This is a genomic window from Edaphobacter sp., from assembly GCF_035532915.1.
Taxonomy (GTDB): Bacteria; Acidobacteriota; Terriglobia; order Terriglobales; family Acidobacteriaceae; genus Edaphobacter.
In genome coordinates, this window is the sequence record NZ_DATKQC010000323.1 from 1 (window position 1) to 26,456 (window position 26,456).

The following is a 26,456-nucleotide window of genomic DNA, read 5'->3' on the forward strand; positions in this document are numbered from 1 at the left end:
GTATCGACATGACGAGGAGACTTGCCAACAGACCACCATGCCCACCATTTGCGGCCAATCTTCTCAAAGCTGTTTTTCGCTTCACGCTGCCGGTCTTCAGTTTCTTTTTGCTTGACCTCAGCTTCCGCTTTGCGCTCCGCCATCGGATCGATGCCCGCAGCCAAGGTTTTGCGAGCCGCGAAGTGTAGCTCGCGGGCGTCTTTGAGCGAGACGAGCGGGTATTCGCCAAACGCCATCATCTTTTCTTTGCCCTCAAAGTAGTAGCGCCAGCGCCATAGCTTCGCCCCGGATGGAGAAATCAGCAAGCAAAGGCCGCCGCCATCGGTCATTTTGTACGGTTTGCCAGCAGCCTTCGCGTTCTCAATCTCCCGGATCGTGAGCGCCATAATGAACCTCCAAGATTGCGGGTACGTTCGATACCCGCAATTTGTACTCACTATACCCGCATCCGTACCCGCAAGAAAGTCCGGCTTCCGCCGAACCGCATCGCACCTCTGCGAACGCTAAATCGGCGTAAGTTGCACAAAACAAAACGCTCCGAGAGTTCGGAGCGGTTCAGAGAAGTGCGGGGAAGTTTAGTTTTGGTTGCCCCCCAGGGATTCGAACCCCGATTGGCCGAGTCAGAGTCGGCAGTCCTACCATTGAACGAGGGGGCAACAGGTGATGCGGGCGCCGCGACTTTGCTGCTCGCCGACTACCTTTTTAGAGTGTACGGTGAGGCTTGATTCTGGTCAATATCTTCTGCGCTAGAATGCGAAGATGGATAACCAGATAGCTGCAAATTTCCTTGACTTCTCCTGTCGCAGGCTGGACATGGTTGCGACCAATATGAAGATTTGCCTGGGTAAGCTGACCGATGAGCAGATATGGCAGCGCGGCGGCGCGCATGAGAATGCCGTGGGAAATATCGTCCTGCATCTTTGCGGCAACATACGGCAGTGGGCGACCCACGGAGTGGGGGGCGCCAAGGACATTCGCGTGCGCGAGTCCGAGTTCAGCGCCGATGGCGGCGTGTCCGGAGCAGAGCTGTCCGAAAGGTTTGCCGCAACCATAGCCGAGGCACGGCATATCATTGCTACGCTGCCGCCCGAGCGCCTCACCGACCGCACCAGCCCGCAGCCTGGCCGCCCCGAGGCGAGCGTGCTCGAGGCCATCTATCTGGTCGTCGCCCACGCTCACGAGCACATGGGACAGATCATTCTTGTGACTAAGCAAATGATCGCCGCCGACCTCGATCTAACAACGCCCCGGCCTCGTTGAAGCGCGGCAGCGGCGCTATTCGACCGGCAGTTTGGCCTTATAGCCATCGCGGGCGATGATCGAATATTTGAGCGATTTACCCTTCTCGTCCTGCATCCGCAGAGGGTGCCCTTCGTTGTCTACCAGCAGCACCTGAATCTTGCGGTAAGACCCATCGTTCTTGGTATTCGTCGGTCGATAGGTCAGAACGTACTGGTTGCGGATCGAGTTATTGATCTGCGAGAAGATATCGGGAAGCTCGCCCTGAAAGATAGGGCTGAAGCTCAATCCTCCGGTCATTGCGGCGAAGGTCTTCAACTGGTTCTGAGCCTGCAGATAGTTGAGGTCAGCCATACCACCGCCCATACCACCTTGGCCTCCGCGCAGTTCGTTGAGCAGAGCGCCGGTGCCGATGGAGAAGATGGTCACATTCGGCGTGGCCTTCACCTTCGCCAGAATCTTGTCCAGCGTCAGCTTCGAGAAGGTATCGCGTCCGCTGCCGATCAGGATGACGTACTTGCGTCCCTCCACGCGGGTAAGCCGGTCGAGCGTCTCGTACAGCGCGTCGAACATGTCGGTGTCGGAGAAGCCGGGAATCGTCAACGACTGCAGCGCCTGCGCAATCACATCCTTGTTGTTGGTGAAGTCCGTGAGGATGTGGGTATGCAGGTCATAGGTCACTACGGCCACATAGTCGTCGGGACGCAGCGTGCTAAAGAAGCTGTACGACGCGTTCTGCATGTCGTTAATCAGGTAGTAGCTGTTAGCCGCAAACTCCAGCAGCATCACGGCGGTGATGGGAGTCTGCGTCATGCGCACGCCGGTGATCGTCTGTGGAACGCCGTCTTCGAGTACCAAAAAGTTCGCCGCCTTCAGCCCGGGAACAAACTGATGGGTCTTGTCGAGGATGACATTCACATTCAGGTTGACGATCGGCACGTCGACGCGCAACGAAAAAGTCTCGTTGTTCGGATTCTTCACCGTAGGCTCGGCAGGCGCTGGCGGCGGCGGAGGTTCGTTATCATCCGGCTTCTTGCGGATGACGAGCGGGCCGTTGTCGGTCTGCGGGCCGCCTTCGTCTGTATTCTGATCGGGCTTGGTTTGTTGCGCGGGGGGCGTCTGCGCAGCAGGAGCGCTCTGGGCCTGAAGCGCCGCAGCCGGCATCGCAAATAGAAGTGCCGCAAGGACCAGGAGCGGGGCCGTAAGGCGGAGGCGGTTCGCGCGGTAGCTCATCGTCGATCTCGTCGTCAGGCTCATGATGGAAAACTCTACTCCGTACCGTTGGACGGTGTTAAGCGCTACTCGTGAGGGCCCGCATGAACGCTGCTGAAGGCGACAACGGTAATCTGCTCCTCGGTCGTGACGGTCACAAGCGAGGCATGGCTGGCGTTGGGGTAGTGCGCGCCCGTTGCCATCAGTTCCTCAATCGTCTCCACCGTCCGAATTCCGCCCCTCGCCCCGACCGCCATGCAGTTCAGCGCCGCCGCGGCACAGGCAAAGTCCAGTTGCCGGTCCAGCGGCCACCCCTGCAACATCCCATAGATGAAACCGGCGTGAAAGGTGTCCCCGGCCCCGGTCGTATCGACCACCGGCACATGGTACGCGGGTGTGTAGTAAAACTGGCTGCCGTCCCACGCCAGCACGCCGTCCTGTCCCAGCGTCGCCGCCGTCAACCGGCATCCGTAGCGGCGCTGCATCTTGCGTAAAGCGTCCTCAAGATTCGGCTCCTTCATCAACCGGCAAGGAAAGTCACGGCTCACGATCAGGTAGTCAATATTTTCCAGAAGCTGGTCCACCCCGGGATAGAGTTCATCAAGATCGGCGATGACTGGGATGCCAGCCTCACGCGCCCACTTCGCCGCTACCGTCGCCGTTGCCGTATCGTAGCCGTCTACATGAAGCGCCCGCGCGTTCACGATCCACTCGCGATCAAGGATCTCCGGCTGCAGATCGAGCCGCTCGTCCTTTCGCCAGAGCACGGTCCGCTCGCCGCCGCCATCAACCAGAATCAGCGATTGTCGGCTGGCGCACTCGGGAACCGTAACGATCTGCGTCTCCACCCCGGCGTCGGCAAAGGCATCGTGATGTAGCGTCGCGGCGCTGTCGTCGCCCAGGCTGCCGACATAGCGTGTCCTCATCCCCCAGAGCTGGCAGGCGACGACAGTGCTCGCAACCTGTCCGCCCGGCAGCACATCTGCGGCGCTGAATTCGACCTTGGAGCCACGCACCGGATAGTCAGCCAGGGGAATAACGGTATCGGTGGCGTTCAATCCCACGCCAACCAGGTCAACCTTCGACGGTTTCCTCATATTTCTACTGTAAATGCTGTATGACTGTCCGCAACCTGCGGACGGAACTTCCGCCTCCGATTGGGCCAATTGGGTCTCTGCCCGCCCCGCCAACTACAATCGCTGAACAGATGCTCGCCCTGCAAAAGAAACGCATCCTCGTCACCCGAACCCAGTCCCAGGCCTCCGATCTCGCCGCCCGGCTGGAGTCCCTCGGCGCGACCCCTATTCTCATTCCCACCATCGAGATCGTCCCCCCCGAGAGCTATGCCCCCCTCGACGCCGCCCTGGCGCAGCTCGAAACTTACGACTGGCTGCTCTTCACCAGCGTCAACGCCGTCGAAGTCTTTCACCAGCGCCGCAACCCATCCCTCAAGCCGGGTGCCCCACGTCCCGATTCTGGGACGTGGGTTTCTGGAAGCCATCTATCTCCAAAGATCGCCGTTATAGGCCCGGCCACCGCCCGAGCAGTGCAGGGAATCGGCCTCCAGGTCGATCTAGTCCCGCCAAAGTACATCGCCGAATCGCTCGCCGAGGCCCTCGCCCCCGAGGCCCATGGCAAACGTGTCCTGTTCATCCGCGCAGCCGAAGCCCGCGACATCCTGCCCGAAGCCCTCACCGCCGCCGGTGCGACCCTCACCATCGTCGAGGCCTATCGCAACCAGATCCCACCCGAGTCCATCCCCGCGCTCCGGCAACTCTTCGCCTCGCCTGCAAGCTACCCGGACGCCATCACCTTCACCAGCGCCTCTACCGCTCGCAACCTGATAGCCTTGCTCGAAGCTGCGAGCCTTACCCTTCCTCCCTCCGTCGTACTTGCGTCGATAGGCCCCGTTACCAGCCAAGCTCTCCGCGACCTCGGCCATCCCCCACATCTCGAAGCCGACGAGCCCACCATTCCCGCCCTCATAGAAACCCTGACACGCTCCAACTAGGGCGTATCGCCATCTTCCCCAAGATGCGTGGCTGCTCCTCTGTATCGAAGATGAGAGATGGCCACGAACCCGCACTGAAGGCGCGATCCATATCAGCATGTGGCGCAGCCCCATGAACCCTAAAGGCAGAAAATTCAAGGGCTGAAGGCCGGGCCTATCCTCTCCGAATGGGGCTATTCGCTCTAATGCGAAGTCCAGGTCTTGTCAGACGAGTTGCACAGTTTCTCCAGCGTGCAGTCGGCGCAGCGCGGCTTGCGGGCGATGCAGATCTGCCGCCCATGATGGATCAGCTCATGCGAAAAGGCGATCCAGTGGTTCTGCGGAATGATCTTCATCATGTCGCGTTCCACCTTTTCGGGAGCTGTTTCCTTAGTTAATTCCAGCCGATGGGTGAGGCGCATAACATGCGTATCTACAACCACTCCGACGGCAATCTTAAACCATGACCCGAGCACCACATTGGCGGTCTTCCGTGCCACGCCGGGCAGCCGCAGCAGCTCTTCCATCGTCTGCGGAACCTTGCCGCCAAACTCCTCGACAACAACCTTGGCCGCGCCCTGAATCGACTTTGCTTTATTGCGAAAGAAGCCGGTGGTGCGAATCAATTCTTCAAGCTCCGGCAGGGAAGCAGAAGCCATCGCCTTGGGAGTAGGGAAGGCCTTGAATAGCGCAGGAGTGACAAGATTGACGCGCACATCCGTACACTGTGCGGACAGAATCGTAGCGACGGTCAGCTCCCACGCATTGCGATGGTTCAGCGCGCAGACCACGCCGGGATAAGTCTTCTCCAGCGCATCCAGAATCGCGGCGACGCGTGCCGGGGCCAGCGGATTAGCCGTCTTCCCAACCTTCTTCTTCGCAGAGACAGGTTCGGTCGCCGCAATCGCCTGAGCCTTCTTCCCCACGGGCGACTTCTGCACCGGTTTGACTACCGTCGTGACCTTGGTACGCGCCATGTCGTCCTATCCCAGCCGGTTGAGCATCTCTTCCGCAGGCACCCGAACACAGCTAAAGATGGGAGTGTCCTTCAGCGTGTAGAGGCTGATCTCGGTCTCGCGCAACTGCTGCACCAGGTCCACGAAGTCTTCAGGGAAGTTCGTCTCAAACGCCACCACGAACTCCTGATCGTCGATGCCGAACGAATAAGTCGTATTCAGCTTCACTCGCGGATAGCTCAACCCGATGCGAATGTGCTCGTCCATCAACCGCTTCCGTTCTTCAAGCGACAGCAGATACCATGGCCGCGTCTTCCAGAACGGATAGATGAAGATGTACTTCTGGCCACCGGGACGAATCGCGCCGCGGCTCTCGCCCTCGCTCTCATCGGCGCGGTCGATCTGGTACTGCGAGCGCTTGGTCATCGCCAGAAAGTTATGCGGCGAATCCAGATATCCGCCCAGCGCCGTCCCCATCAACTCGCTGCGCATCTGGTTCATCTCATCGACGGCGTAGCCAATCGACCAGACGCACATATCCACATCGCCGCGCGTGCCGACGGTCGAATAGGTCAGCGAAAGAAACTCGCCCAGCCTGTTCCACCGCGCCAGAACGGCGGCAAACTCCGTCTTGTGCTTGGCCTTCTCTTCCTTGGGCAGCCTGCGCCACTCCGGCATCACTTTATAGAAGCTAAAGGCCACGATCTGCCGCTTCACGGCTGGCTTCGAAGGATCGTGGGGAGCCGCGCCATAGCTGCTTGCCGGTCGTCCCGACGCCGCTACTGTTTTCAACGGCTCTTGTGCTTCCTGCTTCGGAGTATTCGGTGCAATTGTCTCTGCCATGCTTCGATTGTCTCCCGAACCCGCGCACGCTGGCAAAGAACCGTATTTTCACGCCAAACCGATATACTGCACCTGCATGTCAGAAAAAATCATCGCCCTCCTTGTCGGCGCCATCGCCAGTGGTGGCTACCTGAGCGTCATCGTGCTCATGGCCATCCAGTCCGCCTGCATTCCGATACCGTCCGAAGTCATCATGCCGCTGGCCGGATACGCTCTCGCCCACACCCAGCTCCAACTCATCATCCTGGCGACCGTGGCCTCTCTGGCCTCGAACCTCGGCTCCATCCCCGCCTACTGGGTAGGCGCGCGCGGAGGCCGCCCCATGGTCGAGCGCTACGGCAGCTACCTCCTGCTCAGCCGCCGCGACCTCGATCTCGTCGACCACTTCTTCGCCCGCTACGGCTCCATCACCGTCCTCATCGGCAGAATGCTTCCCATCGTTCGCACCTTCATCGCCTTCCCGGCGGGGGTTGCGAAGATGAACCAACTCCGCTTCCACATCTACACCTTTATTGGCTCGTGGCCGTGGTGCTACGTACTCGCCTATGTCGGCATGAAGCTCGGCGCACAGTTCAACACCAATCCCCGCTTCAAAGAGATCTTCCACCGCTTCCACCTCGGAGTCGAAGCCGTCATCGTCGTCGGCTTCCTCTGGTTCGTCATCTCGCACTGGAAAAACCGCATCCGCACCGAAGCGGCATAGTCCAGCTCCGAAAAAGATTGGAACAGAACGCAACCTGCCTCCATTCTTCGGGTCTAGTAAGTTGGCCGAGGAGGAATAACAATATGTCCATCCGCAAGATACTCGCGCTTTCCGCACTGGGAGCCGCGCTGGTGGTCGGTACCACTATCATTGCCCCCGCGCAGGTTTCCATCAACATCGGTGTCGCTCCGGTATGCCCCTACGGGTACTTCGATTACTCTCCTTACGACTGCGCTCCCTACGGCTACTATGGCCCCGACTGGTTTGTCGGCGGATTATTCCTCGGCGCTGGCCCATGGTTCCACGGACCGCACGGCTTCTACGGTCACGTCGATAACCGCTACGATCCTCATCACGGTTACAGAGGCCCAATGCCCGGGCGCGGAGTTCAGCCGTTCAATCATTTTCAAGGAAACGAAGCGCGTGACGGCCGCGGCCATGTAGGCAATGCTGGCCACGATGCCGGCAGCGAACACAGCGCCGGGTTCCGTGGCGGCGGTCGTCCCGACGGCGGTCATGACGGCGGTCATCGCTAGACAATTGAGATAAACGCAAACGAAAGGCCTGCTGAGTACCAGTGGGCCTTTCGTTTAGGATTTGATAGTTCGCGCATGCATCTGATTCGTTGCCTCACACTGAAAAGTGTATTCATCGTAGAAGCACCTAAATCTCCGACTCTCCAGCTCTCAGCCACGCCAAAATCGCAAACGATCCCATGACAAAGATCGACACAATGACGCATGCCCCGATAATGTCAGCACTGAACCAATGTTTCCCGGTTCCATCCGTAACCAGAAGCGATCTTTTAGGAATAATTAGCAGCAAGTTGCCGCTCGCGCAAACTCCATAGAAGAGAATCGCGAGCCACCCCTGCTCTACCGTAAGCTTACTGGTCACTGTCCGGCTACGGAGATATAGCGCGAACAGTTGATAGGTTACGAATACTGTCAGATACCAGCCCAGGTAGTTGCTGACCGGTACGCCGAAATATGCCCCGCCGTCTTTCCATACCCAGGCCCGATCGATATTTGCCCACACTGGATCCATCGCGAGATCCCATCCAACCATGATAAAGCTCGCAATCAGCGGCAGAGCGACAACCCGCTTGATCGTGAAAGGTCTTCGTGCGTGCCCGAGCAACAGTATCGCCAATACCCACGAGACGTAGCCCATTCCGACATACGCCAGAACCAGCAAAACCGGAAGTTCGAACAGCTTGGGTCCCATTACATCCGTAAAGTAGTAGCGACCAAATGGAAATCCTGTACGAAGACTGAGACTCTCGAAGAAGCCTCCAACTCCGAGCGAAAGCGCTATAAAAACCAGAATTCCTCGCGTTCGATAAATCGATCTGCCATGCACGAACGCGAAGAGTGCAGGTGGGCCGACATGCAGCAGCACGATCAGCAGCGTCGGCACTCGCCCTGCGCCAAGTTGAAGGAACCGTCCACATACATAGAGAAGCAGAAGAAGCCATAATAAGAATTCACGCTGGGGTACTCTCTCACTTGGCATGGCAGCATTCTAGTCGCAGGTTTCTGCGGGTGCGCGCTAAATGTTTGGTCATCATCGGCTAACCCTCTCCTGAGACAAAACAGATGTTACTGCCGGACTGCTGACATGCACTTGCCAAATCTTTCATGAGTAACCCACCATTCCGGTTTGACAAGTGATAGGTAGATGCATATGCATCTATAGTGTCATGCAGAAAAAATCTCAAGCATCCTTGCCGAATCTGCCCTGCGCCTGTGCCAACCTACGCCGTGCTGCTCGGGCCGTTACGAAGATGTACAACCACGAGCTTCGCTCCTCCGAGCTCGAATTCACCCAGTTCACGTTGCTGATGACGCTGGATATAGCTGGAGAGATCACGCAAAAGACACTAGGCAGGCTGCTGGCGATGGATAGCACAACTCTGACACGCACTTTGAGTGTTTTAGTGGAGCGCGGCTGGATCAGCTCCAATCCCGGTGAAGATCGGAGGGAAAAGCTGTTGAATCTGACCCCAGCCGGAAGACGTAAGTTTCAGCAGACCCAGCCACAATGGGAGCGGGCGCAAAAGAAGCTGCAAGCCCGTATTGGGGAAAAGACCTGGCACCAGATGGGGCAGATGCTTACAAGCATCGCCGCCGCTGCCGAGGGAGATTAATTTTTTGTATCCATATAGATGTATATACATCTATCGAAGCAGGAGATTCGCATATGAGCCAACTTGTACCTGCTTACCTACCCGCCTACATCCTGATCGGAAGCGTTGCAACCATCACCGCTGTGCTGTTCGCAGTCCATCGCGAGCTTCAAGGTGCAGGATGGCCAGACCATGAACGCCGAAGAGCAACCTCGAGCATTGCAATACTGCTCGTAGTCTGGTTCCTCGCCGAGCTGGTACCCGCCTCGCTCGGGTTCTTTCAAGGGGCAACGCCTCGTATTCCGATGATTCAATTTGGAATGCTAATCCCGCCAGTGATCGTTGCTCTACTGTTTTGGCGGTGGCGTCTGCTGCGGCGCGTCATCGAAGCAGTGCCGCAAAAGTGGATAGCCGGAGTCCAGTTCTATCGGGTCATGGGCGTGATCTTTCTTGTGCTCTATGCCGCAGGGAAGCTGCCCGGGATCTTCGCCTTTCCGGCAGCCATCGGCGATATCCTCACCGGCCTGTTTGCCCCCGTCGTTGGGACAGCGTATGCGCGTAACCCACAGGCTGCGGCTGGCCGGCTTGGTGCATGGAATCTCTTTGGAATCGCAGACCTGATTGTGGCTGTGGGACTCGGCTTCCTCACCTCTCCTTCGCCATTGCAGATGCTGTCGCTCGACAAGCCAAATGAATTAGTGACTGCCTTCCCGCTGGTCATGGTTCCAGTGTTTCTCGTGCCGCTTGCCGTCTTGCTGCACCTGGCGTCGCTGAAGAAATTGAGGCAGTCGGCAACGGCGCAGACTGCTCGGCAATTGGATGGCTCGGTGCACTTGGCGTGAAGAGCATCAGAAGACGATAGAGGTCGCCTGATCGTTGCGTAGAGAAGAGAGGCGACCTATCGTCAAACATGCCGGATTTCCGGGGAAAATGCGTTATCGCTAACGTCTGAACAATCGTCCACTTTGTTTGCGCCTGCTCTTTTCGTGAGCAATACTGAGGATTCCGCACCCACGGAAAATTGCCTCACGAAGGATTTTGCTCAGTTATGTCTACTCCCGAAGCCGCCACACCAAGCGCGGCCAGCATCAAGCCTGCAACTGGAAAATTAGGCGTCATGATTCCCGGTATGGGAGCAGTCGCCACCACCCTTATCGCCGGCGTAGAAGCCGTTCGCCGCGGACTGGCCAAGCCCATCGGCTCCACCACGCAGATGAGCACCATCCGTCTCGGCAAGCGCAACGAAGGCCGCACCCCGCTCATCAAGGACTTCGCGCCCATCGCACAGCTCGACGATCTCGTCTTTACAGGATGGGACATCTTCGGCGGCAATCTCTACGACGCAGCCAAGACCGCACAGGTGCTCGACCGCGACCAGCTCGAACAGATTCGACCGTACCTCGAATCCATCGAGCCGATGCCCGCCGCCTTCGACCAGCACTACGTCAAACGTCTTGAAGGCAAGAAGATCAAGACCGGCAAAAACAAGTGCGACCTCGCCAACCAGATCCGCAACGACATCGCAGAGTTCAAGACCAAAACTGATCGCCAGGTCATGATCTGGACCGGCTCGACCGAGATCTTTATCCAGCCCAGCGCCGTTCACCAGACGCTCGAAGCCTTCGAAAAAGGTCTCGTCGAAGACGACCCGAACATCTCGCCCTCCATGCTCTACGCCTGGGCCGCGCTGAAGGAGGGTATCCCCTTCGCGAACGGCGCGCCGAATCTGACGGTCGATATTCCTGCGCTGCAGGAGCTTTCCAAGAAGATGAACGCTCCCATCTGCGGCAAGGACTTCAAGACCGGGCAGACCTTCATCAAGACCGTTCTCGCCCCAGCCTTCAAGGTCCGCAACCTCGGTGTCAGCGGCTGGTACTCCACCAACATTCTCGGCAACCGCGACGGCGAAGTGCTTGACGATCCGGAGTCCTTCAAGACCAAGGAAGAGTCGAAGCTGGGCGTGCTCGATTACATCTTCGAGCCGGAGTTGCACCCGGATCTTTACAAGGATCTCTACCACAAGGTTCGCATCAACTATTATCCGCCGCGTGGTGATAATAAAGAGGGTTGGGATAATATCGATATCTTTGGCTGGCTCGGCTATCCGATGCAGCTCAAGGTCGATTTCCTCTGCCGCGACTCCATCCTTGCCGCACCATTGGCGCTCGACCTGATCCTCTTCATGGACCTCGCGGCCCGCACGCCAAGTCTGCGCGGGCTGGGCATTCAGGAGTGGTTGAGCTTCTACTTCAAGGCGCCGCAACATGCGAAGGGTCTGTACCCGGAGCACGACCTCTTCATTCAGCACACCAAGCTGAAGAACACGCTTCGCCACATCATGGGCGAAGACCTCATCACCCACCTTGGCCTCGAGTATTACGACCAGTAACCGGTAAATCGACAGTTTAGGGGTTACATTTTGGAAAATGTAACCCCTAAAATAGCGTCTGAGTGGTTACAGCGCAATCTGTAGCCTTTTTGCCATTATCCGGCGACTGACATGAGGCGCTGCCACAGCGCTTTCGTGCCGGCATCTGTCTTGGCGGAGACGGCGAGAATCTCGTCCACTCCATGCTCCCGCTTGAGCGCGGCGACCGACTTGGCCAGCACATTGTTCGATAGCTTGTCTGCCTTGGTTCCTACTACCAGATAAGGCCGCTGCGTCTGTTTGAAGTAGTCGATGAGCTGCGAATCGCTCGGCTGCGGCGGAATATTCGTATCCACGAGACAGATGCAGAGCGCCAGCGCGTCACGGTCGGCCAGGTAGGGCTCGATGAATTTCGGCCACTCCGACGAGATCGACTTCGAGATCTTGGCATAGCCATAGCCGGGCAGATCGGCGAAGATCAGGGTGGGCTTCTGCTTCATCTTGTCGCCCGCGCCCTCATGCAGCGCAAAGAAGTTGATCGCCCGCGTCCGCCCCGGCGTGGAAGAGGTATGCGCCTGTTTCGACCCCAGCAGAGAATTGATGAGCGACGACTTGCCGACGTTGGAGCGGCCAAGGAAGGCGATCTCCGGCGCTCCGTAGGTCTTGGCTTCGGAGGGGAAGTGGGCGATATCGGTTGCGGAGAGCAGGAAGACGGGAGTCAGCGGCATGGTTTCAGTCTATCGTTCTATCGCCGCAAAAAAGCGCACCCACTGGATAAGCCGGATGCGCTTTGGTGAAGGGAAGAGATAAAACTAGCGAACGGTAAGCGGCGAGGTGAGACGGAAGGTGATGTTCGATTCCGCCGGAATCACGACGTCCTTGTTTCCTGTGAAGGCCGAACCCGCCGTGCCAGCGCCCGCGCCAGCCAGGCCGCCGATCAGAGCGCCCTTGCCGCCGCCGGCGAGACCACCGATGAGGGCTCCGAGACCGGTGCCACCGCCTGCCAGAACTGCGGTGCGCTTGCCTTTGCCTTTGGCGATCTCTTCATATTCGGAGGTCTGAACCGGGATTCCTGCGATCGAGGTAAGTTGAATGCCGAGGTCTCCAGCGCCCTTAAATCGGCCCTGACCCTTGGCGGCGATGACGGTTCCTTCTACCCGCGTTCCGCGTTTGAAGACGCTGCCGCCGCCGCGTGTACGCAACGGTTCAATCAGAACGCCGCTGAAGCTATCGCCTACGTTGTTACGTTTCGCGCTTAGCGTCTCCGAAAGCGATACCCGTACTGTCGTTCCGCTGGGAACGACAGTGGCTGCAGGGGTGGGTTCGGGGGCCGGAGTTGCTGCTACCGGAGCCGGGGCCTCACGTCTTGGGGCAGGCGCCTCCCGCCTCGCCGCCTGGGCCGGAGCTGTGCCAGCTGGGTAGGTTGTGGAGCCGTCCGGATTGGTAATCGACCCGTCAGCATTCTTAGTCACAACCGCAGGCTTGGTTCCTGCTGGATAGGTCACGGATCCGTCGGCATTTGTAATCGAGCCGTCGGCGTTCTTGGTTCCTGCTGGCGGTGTGCTGTGGCATCCGCTCAGAATCATCGCCGCGCCCAGTGCCATCGCTGCCCACATCTTCATCGGCTTGGTACCTTTCATGGTCGTCCTCCATCGATTTTTGGCAAGAAGCCGCTGCTTCAGGCTTACTCTTGCCATTTGATGCACCCTAACACCTTAGTGCAAAGCGGCTCAGGGCGAAACTCCTACTTTTTATGAAGCGGGAGTGCGTCCGTTACCGTGCGCCATATCGCAAGGGTATTCCCTTCGTTTTCTGGCGTGTGTGAGGGGCAAGAAACCCCAGGAAACCTAAGGCTGAAACCTTGGGTTTCCTTGAGGCAACGCAACTGTATTGGCGACTGAGTGTGAGGTGTTACTGGGAGGCCAGGTCGAAGACCTTCTCCATGACGACCCACTTCTGCCCGGGTTTGGACTGCGGCAGTTCCTGCTGGAACTGTTCCATCAGCCTCTCCCACTCCTGCACCCTGGCATTGACGGCGTCGGCGGCAGCCTTGGCTGACAGCGAGAAATGATCGTTCACGTCCATAATCATAAAGAGCCGCGTTGCAGCCAGGTAAATTTCCATCTCGACGATCCCCGCATCAAACAGACTCTTCTTCACCTCTGGCCAGATCTTGACGTGATAGCGCTTGTACTCCGAGATGGCGGTCTCGTCGTTCTTAAGGTCCAGGGTTAAACAATGACGTGGCATTCTTCCTCCGCTTGCATGATCTGTTTGAGCCAATGTGCTGCCAAGCACACCGGGCCAACCGCAGAGTACCATTTCTCATTGAAAAGTGTTTCTGGATCTAAGGGAGGTCAGATTTAGTTCTTGAACAATCCCCTCGGGGGCTAAAGCCCGTGATTGATGAGCGATTTGCGGCGCGGCTGAAGCCACGCCCTTTCAAAACGAAGACTTCATCAGGGGTAGTTTCGATCTTTTGCGGTTGCGGTTGCGGTTGCGGTTTCGGGGTTTTGGCGCGTTTTACGGGCTGCCCAGAAATATCTTTTTAGCGGATTCACTTAAACGCGTTATTCTTTCTTCTGTGCAGTAACAGGATTTCAGCCTATGACAGATGCTTTTCGCCTGGAAAATAAAATTGCTCTCGTGACCGGCGGAGCCAGCGGCATCGGCGCCGCGACCGCCCGCGAACTGGCCCGTGCCGGTGCGCATGTGCTGATCGCCGACCTTAACCTTGCCGCGGCGCAGACGCTGGCCGCCGAGCTGCCCAACGCAAAAGCGGTCGCGATGGATGTAACCGATTCCGCTTCAATTGCGGCTGCATTCGCGAACATTGCCCAACTCGACATTCTGGTGAACAATGCTGGAATCGGGCTGGTCGGCGACATCACCCGTACGTCGGAAGAGGACTTTGCCAAGGTGATGCGCGTCAACGTACACAGTGTCTTTCTGGTGACGCAGGCGGCGTTCCCGCTGCTGCTGGCCACGCGCGGCAGCATCGTCAACATCGGTTCGGTGGCCGCCACGGTGGGAGTGAAGCAGCGCTTTGCCTACTGCGCCAGCAAGGGAGCAGTGCTGGCCATGACTCGCCAGATCGCGGTCGACTATCCCAAGGAGCTGCGTATCAACTGCATCGCTCCGGGCACGGTGCAGACGCCCTTTGTCGAGGGCTACCTCGAGAAGTATCACGCGCACGAGAAGGAGAAGGTCCGCGCCGAGCTGGTTGCCCGACAGCCGATCGGCCGCCTCGGCACGCCCGAGGACATCGCCTCGCTGGTCCGGTATCTTTGCTCGCGTGAGGCCGAGTTCATCAACGGCGCGCTGATCCCTATCGATGGAGGCTGGACGGCGGCCTGATCGGTTGATCGACCGCTGCCTCTCACATTCACAGACCGGACGCTGAAATTCAAAGACAGGAAAGTCCCAAGTTGAACGACATTCTCATTACTTCAATCCGTGTCATCGATCTCCGTTTCCCGACGTCGCGCGAGCACATCGGCTCGGACGCCGTCAATAAAGACCCGGACTATTCTGCTGCCTATTGCATCCTCGAAACCAACTCGGCGCTCGAAGGCCACGGGCTCTCGTTTACCCTGGGGCGCGGCACCGACCTTGTGGTGCAGGCGGCGGAGTATCTGTCGCGCTACGCCGTCAACCGCACCCTTGCGTCGATCACCGACGACTTTCGCGCCTTTGTCCGTCAGCTTACCGACGACACGCAGTTTCGCTGGCTTGGGCCGGAAAAGGGAGTCATTCAACTGGCTGCCGCGGCGCTGATCAACGCGGTCTGGGACCTCTATGCGCGGGCGGAGAAGAAGCCGTTGTGGCAGCTGCTTTCGGAGATGGAACCGGAACAACTCGTCAAGGCTATCGATTTTCGCTATATCGACGATGCGCTGTCGGAGGAAGAGGCGATTGAGCTGCTGACGACTCGCCGCAAGGGACAGGCGGAGCGGTTATCGCTGCTTAAGGAGAAGGGCTATCCCGCGTACACGACTTCGGTGGGATGGTTCGGTTACAGCGAGGAGAAGATCCGCAGGCTCTCGAAAGAGGCGCTGGCCGACGGCTGGAAGTATTTCAAGCTGAAGGTGGGCGGCGATGCGGCGGATGACCTTCGCCGGGGGCACATCGTCCGCGAGGAGATCGGCTGGGACAATAAGCTGATGGTCGATGCCAACCAGAAATGGGGCGTGCTGGAGGCGATCACGCGCACGCGGCAGCTTGCCGAGCTGAAGCCGTGGTGGATGGAGGAGCCGACCAATCCCGACGACATTCTCGGCCATGCGCGCATCCGGCGCGAGGTGCCTGAGGTCCGCATCGCTACCGGCGAGCATGTTCATAACCGCATCATGTTCAAGCAGCTGCTCCAGGCTGAAGCCATCGACGTGCTGCAACTGGACAGTTGCCGAGTAGCCGGTGTGAATGAGAACCTTGCCATTATCCTTATGGCGGCCAAATTCGGCATTCCGGTCTGTCCTCATGCTGGCGGCGTTGGCCTCTGCGAGTATGTGCAGCATCTTTCTGCGTTCGACTTCCTCAGTGTGTCTGGGACGCTCGAAAACCGCGTGATCGAGTTCGTCGATCATCTGCACGAGCACTTCGTCGATCCGGTTCGCATCAAAGACGGACACTACCTTCTGCCGCAGCAGCCCGGCTACAGCATTCAGATTCGCGAAGAATCCCTAACCCGCTTCGCCTTTCCGCACGGCGAAGCCTGGAGCGCCTCCAAGTGAAATTCGTTACCTTCTCGTCCCGAGCTGAATCTACGAACGCAAAGCCCAGAACACTGGGCGAGTCCGTCCCCGCTGAGCTGCTCAACTGCGGCGTTGCCACCCCCGGCCTGCTGGTCGTCGGCAAGGACGGCGAGCAGGAGGTCGCAAGCCTCTCGTCGCTGGGCTACCGCTCGGTGCGCAACATCATCGAGGCTGGACAGGACGCGCTCGACAGAATTCGCAAGATCGAGTCCAGCGCGCCGCGGGTTCCGCTTTCGCGGGTCACGCTGCATGCTCCCATTCCGCGGCCTCCGCGAGTCTTCGCCATTGGCCTGAACTACCAGAAGCACGCCGACGAATCGAAGATGGCCGTGCAGAAGGTGCCGACTGTTTTTCTAAAGCTGACCAGCTCCATCGTTGGCCCTGATGCGCTCATCATCCTGCCTAAGATCAGCACGCAGCCTGATTACGAGGCCGAGTTCGCCGTCGTCATCGGCAAGCGTGGCTACCAGATCGCCGAGAAGGACTGGAAGGAACACGTCTTCGGTTACACCATCGTCAATGACGTCAGCGCACGCGATGTGCAGCTTGCGACGAGCCAGTGGACGCTGGGAAAATCATTCCCCACCTTCACGCCGATGGGCCCGGCCATCGTCACTGCCGACGAGGTTCCTGATCCGCACGCACTGAATATCTCGCTGACCATCAATGGAGAGACGCTGCAAAGTTCGAACACCAGCGACCTCATCTTCAAAATTCCCGCTCTGATCGCCCACCTCTCGAGCCTGACGCCGCTCGAAGCCGGAGACATCATCAGCACTGGAACCCCGGAAGGCGTGGGTCTGGGCCGTAAGCCGCAGCGCTGGCTCCAGCCGGACGAAGAGGTGGTCATCACGGTCGAGAAGGTCGGCCAGCTCCGCAATCGCACGGTGGCGGAGTAGGCAGGCTGCAACTGTCCGCATCGGATTGGCTCATAGATGATGGCACGCAAGGACCGTGTGCAGGCTAGAAGACAGGGTTCTCCGCTGCGCGCCTTCGATGGAGGTAATACCTGTCCCATGGTGCCTCCTTCCATCCGCTGGAATAGTTTGCACCTTCAACTGCCGGGACTATACACCTAGGAGCAATACGGAGGCCGCTTGATTCAATTCCTTTGCCTGCACCAGCAAATCGACATCGCGGAATGACAGCCACGTATTCAGCCCGACGACGGCGAATGCGAACAGCAGCAGGATGGGGATGAAGACTCGGTTGGCCTTGGGCTTCATAGTGTCGGTTTATTTTACGGTGCCGGAGAAACGCAATCCTGATTAGATCGATGTCGTTTGGCTGCATGACAAAAATGCATCTCGGAGGTACACTACTTCCGTCTGTTGGCAGACTGGTGGTGGGGTTGCCTCGGACGAGCGGTATCTGCGGGCCATACACCGTTTTATCAAGGAGGCCCAGGATGAAAATCAACCGATTTTTATATGTTGGGTTACTGGCTGTGCTGCTTACGCCGTGTACCTACGCCGACTTTACCTATACAGAGACGACCCAGATTACGGGTGGCTCGATGATGCAGCTGATGAAGATGGCGGGAACCTTCAGCAAGGCAGCGAGACAAGCCGGCGAGCCGATCGTTTCAACCGTCGCTATTAAGGGCAACCGAATGGTACGCGTCGGACAGCAGCAAACCGAGATCATCGACCTGGACCGCGAAACCGTTACGACCATTGACCATCAGAAGCATCAGTACGTGGTGATGACCTTCGAGCAGATGCGACAGCAGATGGAACGGGCCATGCAGAAGGCGAAAGAGCAGTCGCAGAAGCAGTCTCCGCAACAGAATGCGCCTTCGAACACCGATATAAAGTTCGAGGTGCATGTTCGCAACACCGGAGCGACCAAAGACGTAGCCGGCCTGAGCGCGAACGAAGCCATCCTGACCATGGCGATGGACGCGACCGACAAGACCTCCGGCCAGACCGGCTCGATGGCGATCACTAATGATCTCTGGCTGGCGCCTGAGATCCCAGGCTATGACGAAGTGAAGGACTTCTATCGGCGTTACGCAGAGAAGATGAAGATCGTATTCAGTGGCGCGCTCAACCCTGCGATGCTGGCGCAATATCCCGGGGCGGGGCAGGGAATGGCCGACATGATCAAGGAGATGTCCAAGCTGAAGGGCGTTCCAGTACAGCAGGTGATGCGCATGGGCATGACGGCGAACGGAGCCACGCTCCCCGCCGCCTCTGAGGCTCCGCTGCCGCCCCCGTCGGATTCGCCCGCGATGCCCAGCGCTGGCGATGTAGCGCAGCAATCGGCAACATCGTCTATCGCAAGTAAGATGGGATCCCTCGGCGGTCTCGCCGGAGGTTTTGGTGGATTCGGCCATAAGAAAAAGAAGGCCGATCCTGCGCCCGATGCGGCACCGCAGGATGCATCCGCTCCTGCTCAGGCCACAGCAGGCGTACTGGTCGAATCGAATACGCAGTTGGCTGGATTTTCCCAGGCATCTGCGGACGAGTCGATGTTTGCCGTACCCGCAGGATACAAACAGGTGAACCCCGCAAACGTAGAGTAAGTTCCGTGTCGAGATAGGGACTAGTCTTTGGCGGTCGCGATTCCATCTGTAGCGATGTGCGGAATCGTCTCTTCTTCCAGCTCGTCCTCGACGCGCAGAAACCGCCGCATGTAGCGCAGCGGATCCTCCGACACGGCCATCTCGCGCAGATGATAGCGCCAGGCGTCCTCGCGCGTATTGCGCCGGGTATACGCTTTGCGCGTCACCGTCCCTATGCTTCCATCGGCCATGCGTCGTTGAAAGGTCTGCGACGGCACCTGAAAGGTCATCAGTTCGCCACCCTTCCAGAACGAGGACGCAAACTCGTGTGAGAACAGCAGCACGAAGTAGCGTTTTTCGGCGGAGAGCATCTCGATGGCATGGCGCGTGTGCTGCCATGGCAGCCCAAGATTGGACGTGTACCACCTGCGAAGCTCGAAGCCATTAGCCTTCGCCTGGCCAATCAGTAGTTGGAGCAGCTGAAACCGTGTCATAGCGTCTGTTTTATCCTGAAACTCGGGCAGTACCCGTCTGTAGTGCTGGCGTCCAACTGTATAGTTTACGGTGACGGGCCGTCCAACTCAGACAGAGGTGCCTTTCGCCTCCGCAACCTATACGTACGAAACGGTTTTTCGGAAACGATGACACACAAGCCGCCAACGCCTGCGATTTCATGGTCTTTTGTCTTCCTGCTTGCGCTTACTACGTCAGCCGCGGCGCAGAGCTACAATCCCGCTGACCACACGGATCCCATCAATCTCACTCGGCTGGTTAAAGAGGCCCGCGTCGACTTCTACAACCTCAACTATGACGGCGCACTCGCCCGTTTCGAAACCGTCCTCAAGGCCAATCCGCAGAATCCTATGGCCGTCGACTATGTGCTGACGACGGTCATCTTCCGCGAGCTCTACCACCAGGATCTTCTCGACACGACGTACTACGCGCACAACAGCTTCCTCAGCTCCAAGCGGGATGTCCCCGTGCCCGAGGCCACGCGGCAGCGCATTGAAGATCTGACCGACCGGGCGATCGACCTCTGCGACAAGCAGATCCACGACAATCCTGACGACAAGAACGCCTACTTTGCCCGGGGCTACGCTCGCGGAATGCACGCGGCATTCATCACCCTGGTCGACCACAGCTATATCTCCGCCGCCCATCAGGGATTGGCCGCGCGCAATGACAGCGAACAGGCCCTCAGGATCGATCCCGGCTACGCCGACGCCAGGATGGCGGTCGGCATTCAGCAGTTCGCCGTGGCCAGCCTGCCGCGTCTTCTGCGCATCATGGTCGGTATCGCGGGAGTCAACGGCAGCAAGGAAAAAGGCCTGCAAATGCTTCGCGAAGCAGCCGCGCACGGTGTAGTGACCCCGGTCGAATCGCGCACGGCGCTCTCCCTCTTCCTGCGTCACGATGCCCGCTACCCCGAGGCGCTCGCCGTGGAGCGCGGGCTCGCCGAGCAGTATCCTCACGACTACCTCTTCCGCCTCGAAGTCGCCAACATCACCAAGGACAGCGGCAACGGTCCCACAGCGATTGCCGCCTACAAGGCCATCCTGGTGGACGCCGCAAAACCCGGCTACTTCTTCGATCCGCGTCTGCACATGACCTACTTCGGCCTCGCCGACACGCAGCGCGGCCAGAACGACATCGCCGACGCTGCAAAGAATTATCTTGAGGCTGCCGCGCAGCCCACCTGCAGCGACTGGCTTCGCCGCCGCGCTCAACTGAACGCGGGAGAGATGTTCGATCTCCTGCATAACCGTCCGGAGGCGATCCGGCAGTATCAGCAGGCCAGCGCCGGAGGCGGCGATCAATCGCAGGCTGACACCGCACGCAAGTACCTGAAAACTCCGTACACCGGCAAATAAATGCAAGGCACGCCGACTGATAAATGCCAGGGAACCAGACAGCGAAAAGATACGTAACTATGACAAAATAGAGTTCGCTGCGATTTAGTTGTCCTTTGGAGGTCTCCCATGTTCTGTAGCCATTGCGGAAAGCCAATCGAATCGTCGTCCCGTTTTTGCACGGCCTGCGGAGCCACCGTTAACTCTGCTCCGTTTACGGCAAACGCCTACCAGCCCACGCCTCGGCTGACCCGTCCGCGCAATCCGCGCATGATCGCCGGTGTCTGCTCCGGCTTTGCTCTGCACTATGGCTGGGACCTCAACCTGGTCCGCGTCATCACGGCGCTGTTCATCATCCTCACCGGCGTCGGTGCCCTGGCGTACATCGCCGCATGGGTCATCATTCCCGAAGCCCCTTACGCACTCCCGATAAAGAGCACTTAGTTTGCCTAGAAAAATCGCCCCGCAGCCAAGCCCTCGCCCCTTCGCCTATCGCAATCGCACTCTGCACTGCGATGGAGCCAGCCTCTCCGTCCTCGCTGAAGATCACGGCACTCCGCTCTACGTCTACTCGGCGCAGCAGATCTCCGACCGCTTCCAACTCTTCGAGCAGGCATTTAAAGACCAGCCGCACACCATCTGCTACGCGGTCAAAGCCAACTCCTCGCTGGCCATTCTGCGCCTGCTCGCGCAGCAGGGAGCAGGCTTCGACATCGTCTCCGGCGGCGAGCTCGAGCGCGTCCGCAAGGCGCACAAACCCGCGCTGGCCAAGGTCGTCTTCTCCGGCGTAGGCAAGCAGGTCTGGGAGATCGACGCCGCGCTAAAGGCCAACATCCTCCTCTTCAACGTCGAATCGGAGGCCGAGCTATACCTGCTCGCCGCCCGCGCCGAAGCCCTCAGCATCCGCGCCCGCTTTGCCCTCCGCGTCAATCCCGACGTCTTCGCCGACACCCATCCTTATATCTCCACCGGCCTCAGCGAGCACAAGTTCGGCATCGACATCAAAGCCGCCCGCGACCTCTACCGCAAAGCGGCGAAGTCAAAGTGGCTCGATGCTGCCGGGGTCAGCGTCCACATCGGCTCGCAGATTCGCAAGGTCGATCCCTTCGCCGCAGCCACGGCCCGCGTCACCGCCCTCATCGCCGACCTGAGGAGGGACGGCCACGATATCCGCTACATCGACGCCGGCGGCGGTCTCGGCATCGACTACGGCACCACCGCCTTCAACCCGGCGCAACAGGTGCAGAAGTACGCTGCCGCTCTCCGCAAAGGGCTCGCTAACGAGTCCGCACATCTCATCATCGAACCGGGCCGATTCATCGTGGCTCAGGCAGGCGCGCTGCTCACACGCGTCCTCTTCGTCAAGAAGAACGGTTCGAAGACCTTCGTCATCACCGACGCAGGCATGAACGATCTCATCCGCCCCTCGCTCTACCACGCGCATCACGAAATCCTCCCCGTTAAACAACCGCGCACCGCGAGCCCGTCCATCACGGCGGACATCGTAGGCCCGGTCTGCGAGTCGGGCGACTTCTTCGCCCGCGACCGTGTCCTCACCGCCGTAAAGCCCGGCGACCTGGTCCTGATCCTCGACGCCGGAGCCTACGGCATGAGCCTCACCAGCAACTACAACACCCGTCCTCGCCCAGCCGAGGTCTTAATTGACAACGCCGAAACAACGCTCATTCGCCGCCGCGAGACCATGCGCGATCTCCTCGCCCCCGAGATTCTTTGATCGGTCTTTTTTGTGTCTCAAGACCCTCAAAAACCTCAGCAAAAACGTGTGTCAAGCCCTAAAAGTGGATAAACATCAGAAAATAAAAGAGATAGCAATTGCAAAACAGTTATGGCCTGCTCGCTATAATAAAACCAGAGTCAAAGCATGAAGAAGAGATAGGGTTTATCAACCAATTATCGTTTAGAATCAATAGCTTACCCATAACTAGCATTGAATCAAGACTTTGCAAATAAACCATCTGAAATGAAGACTTTAGATACTTTAGGGGGAGGGGGTACGTCGGTCAGATCCAGCTCCGCCCCTCTCACAGCCGCCAGAAACATGCACCGTTCGACATGCTAAAATCGAACGTCGTGAGAGCCCGTGGAACCTCGCAGCCCCACACAAAACCATGATTGAGGTAGTACATGTCCGGCCATTCAAAATGGGCCACAATCAAGCATAAAAAGGGCGCGCTTGACGCCAAACGTGGCAAGATCTTCACTCGTCTGATCAAGGAAATCACCATCGCTGCCAAAACCGGCGGCGGCGGCGACCCGGACGGCAATCCCCGTCTCCGTGGCGCGATCGTCGCCGCCAAGGCGGAGAACATGCCCGCCGACAACATCAAGCGCGCCATTCAGCGCGGCACCGGCGAGCTCGAAGGCGTCTCCTACGAGGAGATCACCTACGAAGGCTACGGCCCCGGAGGCGTTGCCCTGATCGTCGATGTCCTCACGGACAACAAGAATCGTGCGGTCAGCGAGATTCGCCACGCCTTCTCGAAGAACGGCGGCAATCTGGGCGAGTCGAACTCAGTCTCATGGATGTTCTCAAAAAAGGGCGTCATCGTCATTGCGAAGTCCGCAGCCAACGAAGACAAACTCACGGAAATCATCCTCGAAGCGGGCGGAGAAGACCTGAGCGACGAAGGCGAGAACTGGGAAGTGCTCTGCGACCCCAAGGACTTCGAGGCAGTCACCAACGCGCTGAAGGCCGCGAACATCACGCCTGAGCACGCCGAGGTCACCAAGATTGCTTCGACCTACACCAAGCTCGAAGGCTCTCAGGCCAATGCCATGATTCGTCTTCTCGAGACGCTGGAAGACCTGGACGACACGCAAAATGTCTACTCCAACTTCGACATGGACGAAGCTGCCGTAGCCAACGCAGGACATTGACCCAAGCGGTCAAAGATTCACACAAGGCCGCCGCTTATCGGCGGCCCTTCTTCTTTCATCGACAGCAAACGGAGCGACATAGTGACCAAGGGATTTCGCGGCATAGCAAGACCACTCATCGCAGCATTCGCTCTTGTCTTCTCAGTTCATCTCGCAATCGCGCAGGCTACGGCGACAAACAGCGATGCAAACCCTTTCCACGCCAACTCCGGCAAGCTGCCGTTAGAACTGGGCGTTCTCGTCCAGAGCGGCGTCGGCCTGACCGAGGACCGCAACAGCTTCAAGTTCCTGATGGCTGGTGTTCATGCCGGGAAAGTCCTCACCGGCGACTATCTGCCCGGCCCGCTGCACGGCAACTTCGAATACGCCGTCGAGGTCTTCCCCTTCTGGCAGTCCTACACGCCGAAGTTTCAGCGCGCCAACTGCGGTACCGCTCCCAACTCGCCTGATCTGTCCTGTTCGCCGCTCTACACGGTAGGAGGAACTTACACCGGCGTCTCCATCACGCCCATCATCCTGCGCTGGAACTTTACCGGTACGCGACGCATCTCACCATGGATACAAGGTGCTGGAGGCGTTCTTTGGACCAATCACAAGTATCCGGCGTTTGGCGGTGGGCCTCTGAGCGTCTTCAACGACGGCCCCAACACCGACGCCAGCGTATGGAACTTTACTCCTCAGGGTGGCGTCGGGCTTCACTACTTCTTCCAGCCTCGCCGCTCAATCGATTTCAGTGCCAATGCAGTGCATATTTCGTCGGCCTCGCTGGGAGACAAGAACCCGGGAGTGAATGCAAGCCTCCAATTTACGATCGGCTATACCTGGTGGAAGTAAGACGGCCCTATGAACTCTGACGCGATCATCGAGTGTGTCCCAAATTTTTCGGAAGGTACTGACGCTGCAACGGTGAGCAAGATCGTCGCTGCGATGCAGGTCGAGGGCGTGAGCCTGCTCGACTGGTCGCTCGATACGGCGCACAATCGTTCCGTCGTCACCATCGCCGGACCTCCGGCAGCAGTGATCGCAGCGGCGGTCAAGTCCGTCGGCAAGGCGGCTGAACTGATCGATCTCACCCGGCAGAAAGGCGTTCATCCTCGCATCGGCGCTGCTGACGTCGTTCCGTTTATTCCGGTCAGCGGCATCTCGATGGCGGAGTGTGCTGTGCTGGCACGCCAGGCAGGATTGCTGATCTGGCGAACCTACGGCGTTCCTGTCTACTTTTACGGAGCTGCTGCTGCGCGTCCTGACCGCGTCCAGCTTGAAGAGGTACGCAAAGGCCAGTTCGAGGGTCTGCGCGAAGCGACGCGCCGGGATTCATCGCGCTGCCCCGATATCGGCGGACCTGGGCTGCATGAGACAGCAGGTGCCTCAGCCGTCGGAGCGCGTAATTTTTTGATCGCCTTCAACGTGCACCTTCATCAGCCGGATATCTCTGCGGCACGAGCCATCGCCCGCGACATCCGCGCCTCGAACGGCGGTCTACATGGAGTCAAGGCTATCGGCGTGGTCGCCAATGGCCGTGCGCAGGTGAGCATGAACATCACCGAATTCCAGATCACACCGATGCGACACATTCACTCGACCATTCAACATCTCGCGCAGCGCCACGGTGTTCTCATCGACGACGCGGAGCTTATCGGCCTGATCCCTGAAGACGCTTATGAGGAAGGTGCCGATTGGGTCAAGCAGATCACCGGCTTCGATCCTGCACTGAAGATTCTGGAGCGACGTCTGGAGCATCCGCTCGCGTGGCCATCTGTCTGATGTAAAGTGAAAGATGTGCAGGTGCAAGACCTCGGTCTTGTTAAACGGGAAGCCGGTGAGATTCCGGCGCTGACTCGCAGCGGTGATGGGAACGAACGACGCAAGGCCCTGGCCACGCACTGTTCTTGCAAAAGAATGGGAAGCGGCGTTTAGTAGGTAGCCCAAAGTCCGAAGACCGGCCCGCCGCCACCACCGCGGAAGAGACGTTGCGTCTCCCACTGCGGCTGCGCTGAGGACGCTGGTCTCGAGTATGGGCCGGTTGCCAATGTTCCGTTGACTCCGCTACCGCGGAAGCGACGATGCCTGCGCATAAGGTGGTTCCTTCGTTTCATCAGGAGAGGAACCGAAAAATGTCATCGCCTTCACGATCAACTGCAAATCTGGGATACCCACGCATCGGCCGCCATCGCGAGTTGAAGTTCGCGCTTGAAGATTTCTGGCGCGGCCGCTTGAGCGAGACCGATCTGCTGACAACCGCAAAGACCTTGCGACAGCGAAACTGGCAGCTACAAAAGAGGCCGGTCTCGATGTCATTCCAAGCAACGACTTCTCGTTCTACGATCAGGTGCTCGATGCGCTGGTGCTCGTCGGTGGAACGCCGTCACGTTTCGGCGCTGGACCGGTCACGCTGACCCGTTACTTTCAGATGGCCCGCAACAGCAACGAGCAGACGGCCATGGAGATGACCAAGTGGTTCGATACGAACTATCACTACCTGGTCCCGGAGTGGAGCGACGATTTAGCGTTCACACCCGACACAACAAAGCTGCTCGCCGAGTTTGCCGAGGCGAAGAGCCTCGGTATTGTGACCAGACCGGTACTGATTGGCCCCGTCACTTTGTTGCTGCTCGGTAAAGCAGTCGATGGCATCGACCCGTTGGATCTTTTGCCGCGGCTTCTTGCTGCTTATCGCAAGGTGCTGAATGAGCTTGCAGCTGGAGGCGCGGAGTGGGTTCAGATCGATGAGGCTGCTCTCGTCACCGACCTTCCTGAAGGCTATGCAGAGGCGTTTCGCTCCGCCTATGCCGAGCTTGCCAGCGTTCCGCTCAAGCTGATGCTGACGACTTACTTTGGCGAACTGGGCGACAATCTCGAACTGGCTTGCTCGCTTGGCACTGCCGGATTGCATATTGATGTTGTTCGAGCGCCTGAACAGGTTGCTGAAGTGGTCGAGCTGTTGCAATCGCATCAGACGCTCAGCCTGGGCTGCGTCGATGGCCGCAATATCTGGCTTGCCGATCTGGA

At 58.5% G+C, this 26,456-nt stretch carries 28 protein-coding genes, 1 tRNA gene, 1 pseudogene and 1 riboswitch; of the genes and pseudogenes, 18 read left to right on the forward strand and 12 right to left on the reverse strand.

Going from position 1 to position 26,456, the window contains the following annotated elements; all coding sequences use genetic code 11:
• Together VMU57_RS15490 and VMU57_RS15495 are read right to left on the reverse strand one after the other, a co-directional pair.
• On the reverse strand, positions 1–386 hold a 386-nt coding region (locus VMU57_RS15490), incomplete at its 3' end, for an Arm DNA-binding domain-containing protein (protein ID WP_325385004.1).
• Positions 387–582: 196 nt separating this feature from the next.
• Positions 583–656: transfer RNA gene (locus tag VMU57_RS15495), tRNA-Gln, on the reverse strand.
• 103 nt (positions 657–759) lie between these two features.
• Between VMU57_RS15495 and VMU57_RS15500 the strand changes: the two genes are divergently transcribed.
• Positions 760–1,260 carry a DinB family protein gene (locus VMU57_RS15500; RefSeq protein ID WP_325385006.1) on the forward strand — a complete coding sequence of 167 codons (501 nt, stop codon included), beginning with the start codon at positions 760–762 and terminating at the stop codon, positions 1,258–1,260.
• 15 nt (positions 1,261–1,275) lie between these two features.
• On the opposite strand, the gene VMU57_RS15505 is transcribed toward VMU57_RS15500, so the two are convergent.
• Both VMU57_RS15505 and VMU57_RS15510 read right to left on the reverse strand, forming a co-directional pair.
• Positions 1,276–2,496: a VWA domain-containing protein gene (locus VMU57_RS15505; RefSeq protein WP_325385008.1), complete on the reverse strand. Its 1,221-nt coding sequence runs from the start codon at positions 2,494–2,496 to the stop codon at positions 1,276–1,278.
• A gap of 41 nt (positions 2,497–2,537) precedes the next feature.
• Positions 2,538–3,548, reverse strand: coding sequence for a carbohydrate kinase family protein (locus tag VMU57_RS15510; RefSeq protein ID WP_325385010.1), 1,011 nt, complete (start codon positions 3,546–3,548; stop codon positions 2,538–2,540).
• Positions 3,549–3,568: 20 nt separating this feature from the next.
• Between VMU57_RS15510 and VMU57_RS15515 the strand changes: the two genes are divergently transcribed.
• Positions 3,569–4,462: a uroporphyrinogen-III synthase gene (locus tag VMU57_RS15515; protein WP_325385012.1), complete on the forward strand. Its 894-nt coding sequence runs from the start codon at positions 3,569–3,571 to the stop codon at positions 4,460–4,462.
• A gap of 182 nt (positions 4,463–4,644) precedes the next feature.
• Here the strand turns inward: VMU57_RS15515 and nth are convergent, their stop codons facing one another.
• Positions 4,645–5,418 carry an endonuclease III gene (nth, locus tag VMU57_RS15520; protein ID WP_325385014.1) on the reverse strand — a complete coding sequence of 258 codons (774 nt, stop codon included), beginning with the start codon at positions 5,416–5,418 and terminating at the stop codon, positions 4,645–4,647.
• 6 nt (positions 5,419–5,424) lie between these two features.
• Positions 5,425–6,240: a chlorite dismutase family protein gene (locus VMU57_RS15525; protein WP_325385016.1), complete on the reverse strand. Its 816-nt coding sequence runs from the start codon at positions 6,238–6,240 to the stop codon at positions 5,425–5,427.
• Positions 6,241–6,316: 76 nt separating this feature from the next.
• Between VMU57_RS15525 and VMU57_RS15530 the strand changes: the two genes are divergently transcribed.
• Together VMU57_RS15530 and VMU57_RS15535 are read left to right on the forward strand one after the other, a co-directional pair.
• Positions 6,317–6,943 carry a DedA family protein gene (locus VMU57_RS15530; protein ID WP_325385018.1) on the forward strand — a complete coding sequence of 209 codons (627 nt, stop codon included), beginning with the start codon at positions 6,317–6,319 and terminating at the stop codon, positions 6,941–6,943.
• A gap of 83 nt (positions 6,944–7,026) precedes the next feature.
• The gene (locus VMU57_RS15535) at positions 7,027–7,479 is read left to right on the forward strand and encodes a hypothetical protein (protein WP_325385020.1); all 453 of its coding nucleotides are present in this window, start codon (positions 7,027–7,029) and stop codon (positions 7,477–7,479) included.
• 127 nt (positions 7,480–7,606) lie between these two features.
• On the opposite strand, the gene VMU57_RS15540 is transcribed toward VMU57_RS15535, so the two are convergent.
• Positions 7,607–8,362 carry a carotenoid biosynthesis protein gene (locus VMU57_RS15540; RefSeq protein ID WP_325385021.1) on the reverse strand — a complete coding sequence of 252 codons (756 nt, stop codon included), beginning with the start codon at positions 8,360–8,362 and terminating at the stop codon, positions 7,607–7,609.
• 307 nt (positions 8,363–8,669) lie between these two features.
• On the opposite strand from VMU57_RS15540, the gene VMU57_RS15545 reads away from it, so the two are divergent.
• From VMU57_RS15545 to VMU57_RS15555, 3 genes are all read left to right on the forward strand, one after another.
• On the forward strand, positions 8,670–9,092 hold the full coding sequence (locus VMU57_RS15545) for a MarR family winged helix-turn-helix transcriptional regulator (protein WP_325385023.1): 423 nt from the start codon (positions 8,670–8,672) through the stop codon (positions 9,090–9,092).
• A gap of 53 nt (positions 9,093–9,145) precedes the next feature.
• On the forward strand, positions 9,146–9,913 hold the full coding sequence (locus VMU57_RS15550) for a hypothetical protein (protein WP_325385025.1): 768 nt from the start codon (positions 9,146–9,148) through the stop codon (positions 9,911–9,913).
• A 206-nt stretch (positions 9,914–10,119) separates the two neighbouring features.
• Positions 10,120–11,460: an inositol-3-phosphate synthase gene (locus VMU57_RS15555; protein ID WP_325385027.1), complete on the forward strand. Its 1,341-nt coding sequence runs from the start codon at positions 10,120–10,122 to the stop codon at positions 11,458–11,460.
• 95 nt (positions 11,461–11,555) lie between these two features.
• Here the strand turns inward: VMU57_RS15555 and yihA are convergent, their stop codons facing one another.
• From yihA to VMU57_RS15570, 3 genes are all read right to left on the reverse strand, one after another.
• Entirely contained in the window at positions 11,556–12,167 is a 612-nt protein-coding gene (yihA, locus tag VMU57_RS15560) for a ribosome biogenesis GTP-binding protein YihA/YsxC (protein WP_325385029.1), read from the reverse strand.
• Between the two features lie 84 nt (positions 12,168–12,251).
• The gene (locus VMU57_RS15565) at positions 12,252–13,079 is read right to left on the reverse strand and encodes a hypothetical protein (RefSeq protein WP_325385031.1); all 828 of its coding nucleotides are present in this window, start codon (positions 13,077–13,079) and stop codon (positions 12,252–12,254) included.
• Positions 13,080–13,350: 271 nt separating this feature from the next.
• Positions 13,351–13,689: an L-rhamnose mutarotase gene (locus VMU57_RS15570; RefSeq protein ID WP_325385033.1), complete on the reverse strand. Its 339-nt coding sequence runs from the start codon at positions 13,687–13,689 to the stop codon at positions 13,351–13,353.
• Positions 13,690–14,046: 357 nt separating this feature from the next.
• Between VMU57_RS15570 and VMU57_RS15575 the strand changes: the two genes are divergently transcribed.
• The 3 genes from VMU57_RS15575 (at position 14,047) to VMU57_RS15585 (ending at position 17,092) form a co-directional block, all read left to right on the forward strand.
• Positions 14,047–14,796: an SDR family oxidoreductase gene (locus VMU57_RS15575; protein ID WP_325385035.1), complete on the forward strand. Its 750-nt coding sequence runs from the start codon at positions 14,047–14,049 to the stop codon at positions 14,794–14,796.
• A 71-nt stretch (positions 14,797–14,867) separates the two neighbouring features.
• Positions 14,868–16,172, forward strand: a complete 1,305-nt coding sequence (locus VMU57_RS15580; protein WP_325385037.1) for an enolase C-terminal domain-like protein — start codon at positions 14,868–14,870, stop codon at positions 16,170–16,172.
• Positions 16,169–17,092: a fumarylacetoacetate hydrolase family protein gene (locus VMU57_RS15585; RefSeq protein WP_325385039.1), complete on the forward strand. Its 924-nt coding sequence runs from the start codon at positions 16,169–16,171 to the stop codon at positions 17,090–17,092. Before VMU57_RS15580 ends, VMU57_RS15585 begins: the two co-directional genes overlap by 4 nt.
• 168 nt (positions 17,093–17,260) lie before the next feature.
• On the opposite strand, the gene VMU57_RS15590 is transcribed toward VMU57_RS15585, so the two are convergent.
• Complete coding sequence (locus VMU57_RS15590) at positions 17,261–17,419, reverse strand: hypothetical protein (protein WP_325385041.1); 159 nt, start codon at positions 17,417–17,419, stop codon at positions 17,261–17,263.
• Positions 17,420–17,601: 182 nt separating this feature from the next.
• Here VMU57_RS15590 and VMU57_RS15595 point away from each other — a divergent pair, with 182 nt between their 5' ends.
• A complete protein-coding gene (locus VMU57_RS15595; protein WP_325385042.1) occupies positions 17,602–18,720 on the forward strand; it encodes a hypothetical protein in 1,119 nt (372 codons plus the stop codon).
• Positions 18,721–18,740: 20 nt separating this feature from the next.
• On the opposite strand, the gene VMU57_RS15600 is transcribed toward VMU57_RS15595, so the two are convergent.
• Positions 18,741–19,193, reverse strand: coding sequence for a hypothetical protein (locus tag VMU57_RS15600; RefSeq protein WP_325385044.1), 453 nt, complete (start codon positions 19,191–19,193; stop codon positions 18,741–18,743).
• Between the two features lie 147 nt (positions 19,194–19,340).
• Here VMU57_RS15600 and VMU57_RS15605 point away from each other — a divergent pair, with 147 nt between their 5' ends.
• The 7 genes and pseudogenes from VMU57_RS15605 to VMU57_RS15635 all read left to right on the forward strand — a co-directional run.
• A complete protein-coding gene (locus tag VMU57_RS15605) occupies positions 19,341–20,570 on the forward strand; it encodes a hypothetical protein (protein WP_325385046.1) in 1,230 nt (409 codons plus the stop codon).
• Positions 20,571–20,678: 108 nt separating this feature from the next.
• A complete protein-coding gene (locus tag VMU57_RS15610; RefSeq protein ID WP_325385048.1) occupies positions 20,679–20,993 on the forward strand; it encodes a PspC domain-containing protein in 315 nt (104 codons plus the stop codon).
• A gap of 1 nt (position 20,994) precedes the next feature.
• A complete protein-coding gene (gene lysA, locus VMU57_RS15615) occupies positions 20,995–22,284 on the forward strand; it encodes a diaminopimelate decarboxylase (protein WP_325385050.1) in 1,290 nt (429 codons plus the stop codon).
• A gap of 410 nt (positions 22,285–22,694) precedes the next feature.
• On the forward strand, positions 22,695–23,447 hold the full coding sequence (locus tag VMU57_RS15620) for a YebC/PmpR family DNA-binding transcriptional regulator (RefSeq protein ID WP_325385052.1): 753 nt from the start codon (positions 22,695–22,697) through the stop codon (positions 23,445–23,447).
• Positions 23,448–23,528: 81 nt separating this feature from the next.
• Positions 23,529–24,281 carry an acyloxyacyl hydrolase gene (locus tag VMU57_RS15625; RefSeq protein WP_325385054.1) on the forward strand — a complete coding sequence of 251 codons (753 nt, stop codon included), beginning with the start codon at positions 23,529–23,531 and terminating at the stop codon, positions 24,279–24,281.
• 9 nt (positions 24,282–24,290) lie between these two features.
• Positions 24,291–25,211, forward strand: coding sequence for a glutamate formimidoyltransferase (ftcD, locus tag VMU57_RS15630; protein ID WP_325385056.1), 921 nt, complete (start codon positions 24,291–24,293; stop codon positions 25,209–25,211).
• 4 nt (positions 25,212–25,215) lie between these two features.
• A riboswitch (cobalamin riboswitch) is annotated at positions 25,216–25,409 on the forward strand.
• Positions 25,410–25,561: 152 nt separating this feature from the next.
• Positions 25,562–26,456: pseudogene (locus VMU57_RS15635) on the forward strand (5-methyltetrahydropteroyltriglutamate--homocysteine S-methyltransferase); the annotation flags it as partial.

Coding starts and splice junctions, on each gene's coding strand:
- VMU57_RS15500 (WP_325385006.1), top strand. CDS start 760: ATGGATAACCAGATAGCTGCAAATTTCCTTGACTTCTCCTGTCGCAGG.
- VMU57_RS15505 (WP_325385008.1), bottom strand. CDS start 2,496: ATGAGCCTGACGACGAGATCGACGATGAGCTACCGCGCGAACCGCCTC.
- VMU57_RS15510 (WP_325385010.1), bottom strand. CDS start 3,548: ATGAGGAAACCGTCGAAGGTTGACCTGGTTGGCGTGGGATTGAACGCC.
- VMU57_RS15515 (WP_325385012.1), top strand. CDS start 3,569: ATGACTGTCCGCAACCTGCGGACGGAACTTCCGCCTCCGATTGGGCCA.
- nth (WP_325385014.1), bottom strand. CDS start 5,418: ATGGCGCGTACCAAGGTCACGACGGTAGTCAAACCGGTGCAGAAGTCG.
- VMU57_RS15525 (WP_325385016.1), bottom strand. CDS start 6,240: ATGGCAGAGACAATTGCACCGAATACTCCGAAGCAGGAAGCACAAGAG.
- VMU57_RS15530 (WP_325385018.1), top strand. CDS start 6,317: ATGTCAGAAAAAATCATCGCCCTCCTTGTCGGCGCCATCGCCAGTGGT.
- VMU57_RS15535 (WP_325385020.1), top strand. CDS start 7,027: ATGTCCATCCGCAAGATACTCGCGCTTTCCGCACTGGGAGCCGCGCTG.
- VMU57_RS15550 (WP_325385025.1), top strand. CDS start 9,146: ATGAGCCAACTTGTACCTGCTTACCTACCCGCCTACATCCTGATCGGA.
- VMU57_RS15555 (WP_325385027.1), top strand. CDS start 10,120: ATGTCTACTCCCGAAGCCGCCACACCAAGCGCGGCCAGCATCAAGCCT.
- yihA (WP_325385029.1), bottom strand. CDS start 12,167: ATGCCGCTGACTCCCGTCTTCCTGCTCTCCGCAACCGATATCGCCCAC.
- VMU57_RS15565 (WP_325385031.1), bottom strand. CDS start 13,079: ATGAAAGGTACCAAGCCGATGAAGATGTGGGCAGCGATGGCACTGGGC.
- VMU57_RS15570 (WP_325385033.1), bottom strand. CDS start 13,689: ATGCCACGTCATTGTTTAACCCTGGACCTTAAGAACGACGAGACCGCC.
- VMU57_RS15575 (WP_325385035.1), top strand. CDS start 14,047: ATGACAGATGCTTTTCGCCTGGAAAATAAAATTGCTCTCGTGACCGGC.
- VMU57_RS15590 (WP_325385041.1), bottom strand. CDS start 17,419: ATGAAGCCCAAGGCCAACCGAGTCTTCATCCCCATCCTGCTGCTGTTC.
- VMU57_RS15595 (WP_325385042.1), top strand. CDS start 17,602: ATGAAAATCAACCGATTTTTATATGTTGGGTTACTGGCTGTGCTGCTT.
- VMU57_RS15600 (WP_325385044.1), bottom strand. CDS start 19,193: ATGACACGGTTTCAGCTGCTCCAACTACTGATTGGCCAGGCGAAGGCT.
- VMU57_RS15605 (WP_325385046.1), top strand. CDS start 19,341: ATGACACACAAGCCGCCAACGCCTGCGATTTCATGGTCTTTTGTCTTC.
- VMU57_RS15610 (WP_325385048.1), top strand. CDS start 20,679: ATGTTCTGTAGCCATTGCGGAAAGCCAATCGAATCGTCGTCCCGTTTT.
- VMU57_RS15620 (WP_325385052.1), top strand. CDS start 22,695: ATGTCCGGCCATTCAAAATGGGCCACAATCAAGCATAAAAAGGGCGCG.
- ftcD (WP_325385056.1), top strand. CDS start 24,291: ATGAACTCTGACGCGATCATCGAGTGTGTCCCAAATTTTTCGGAAGGT.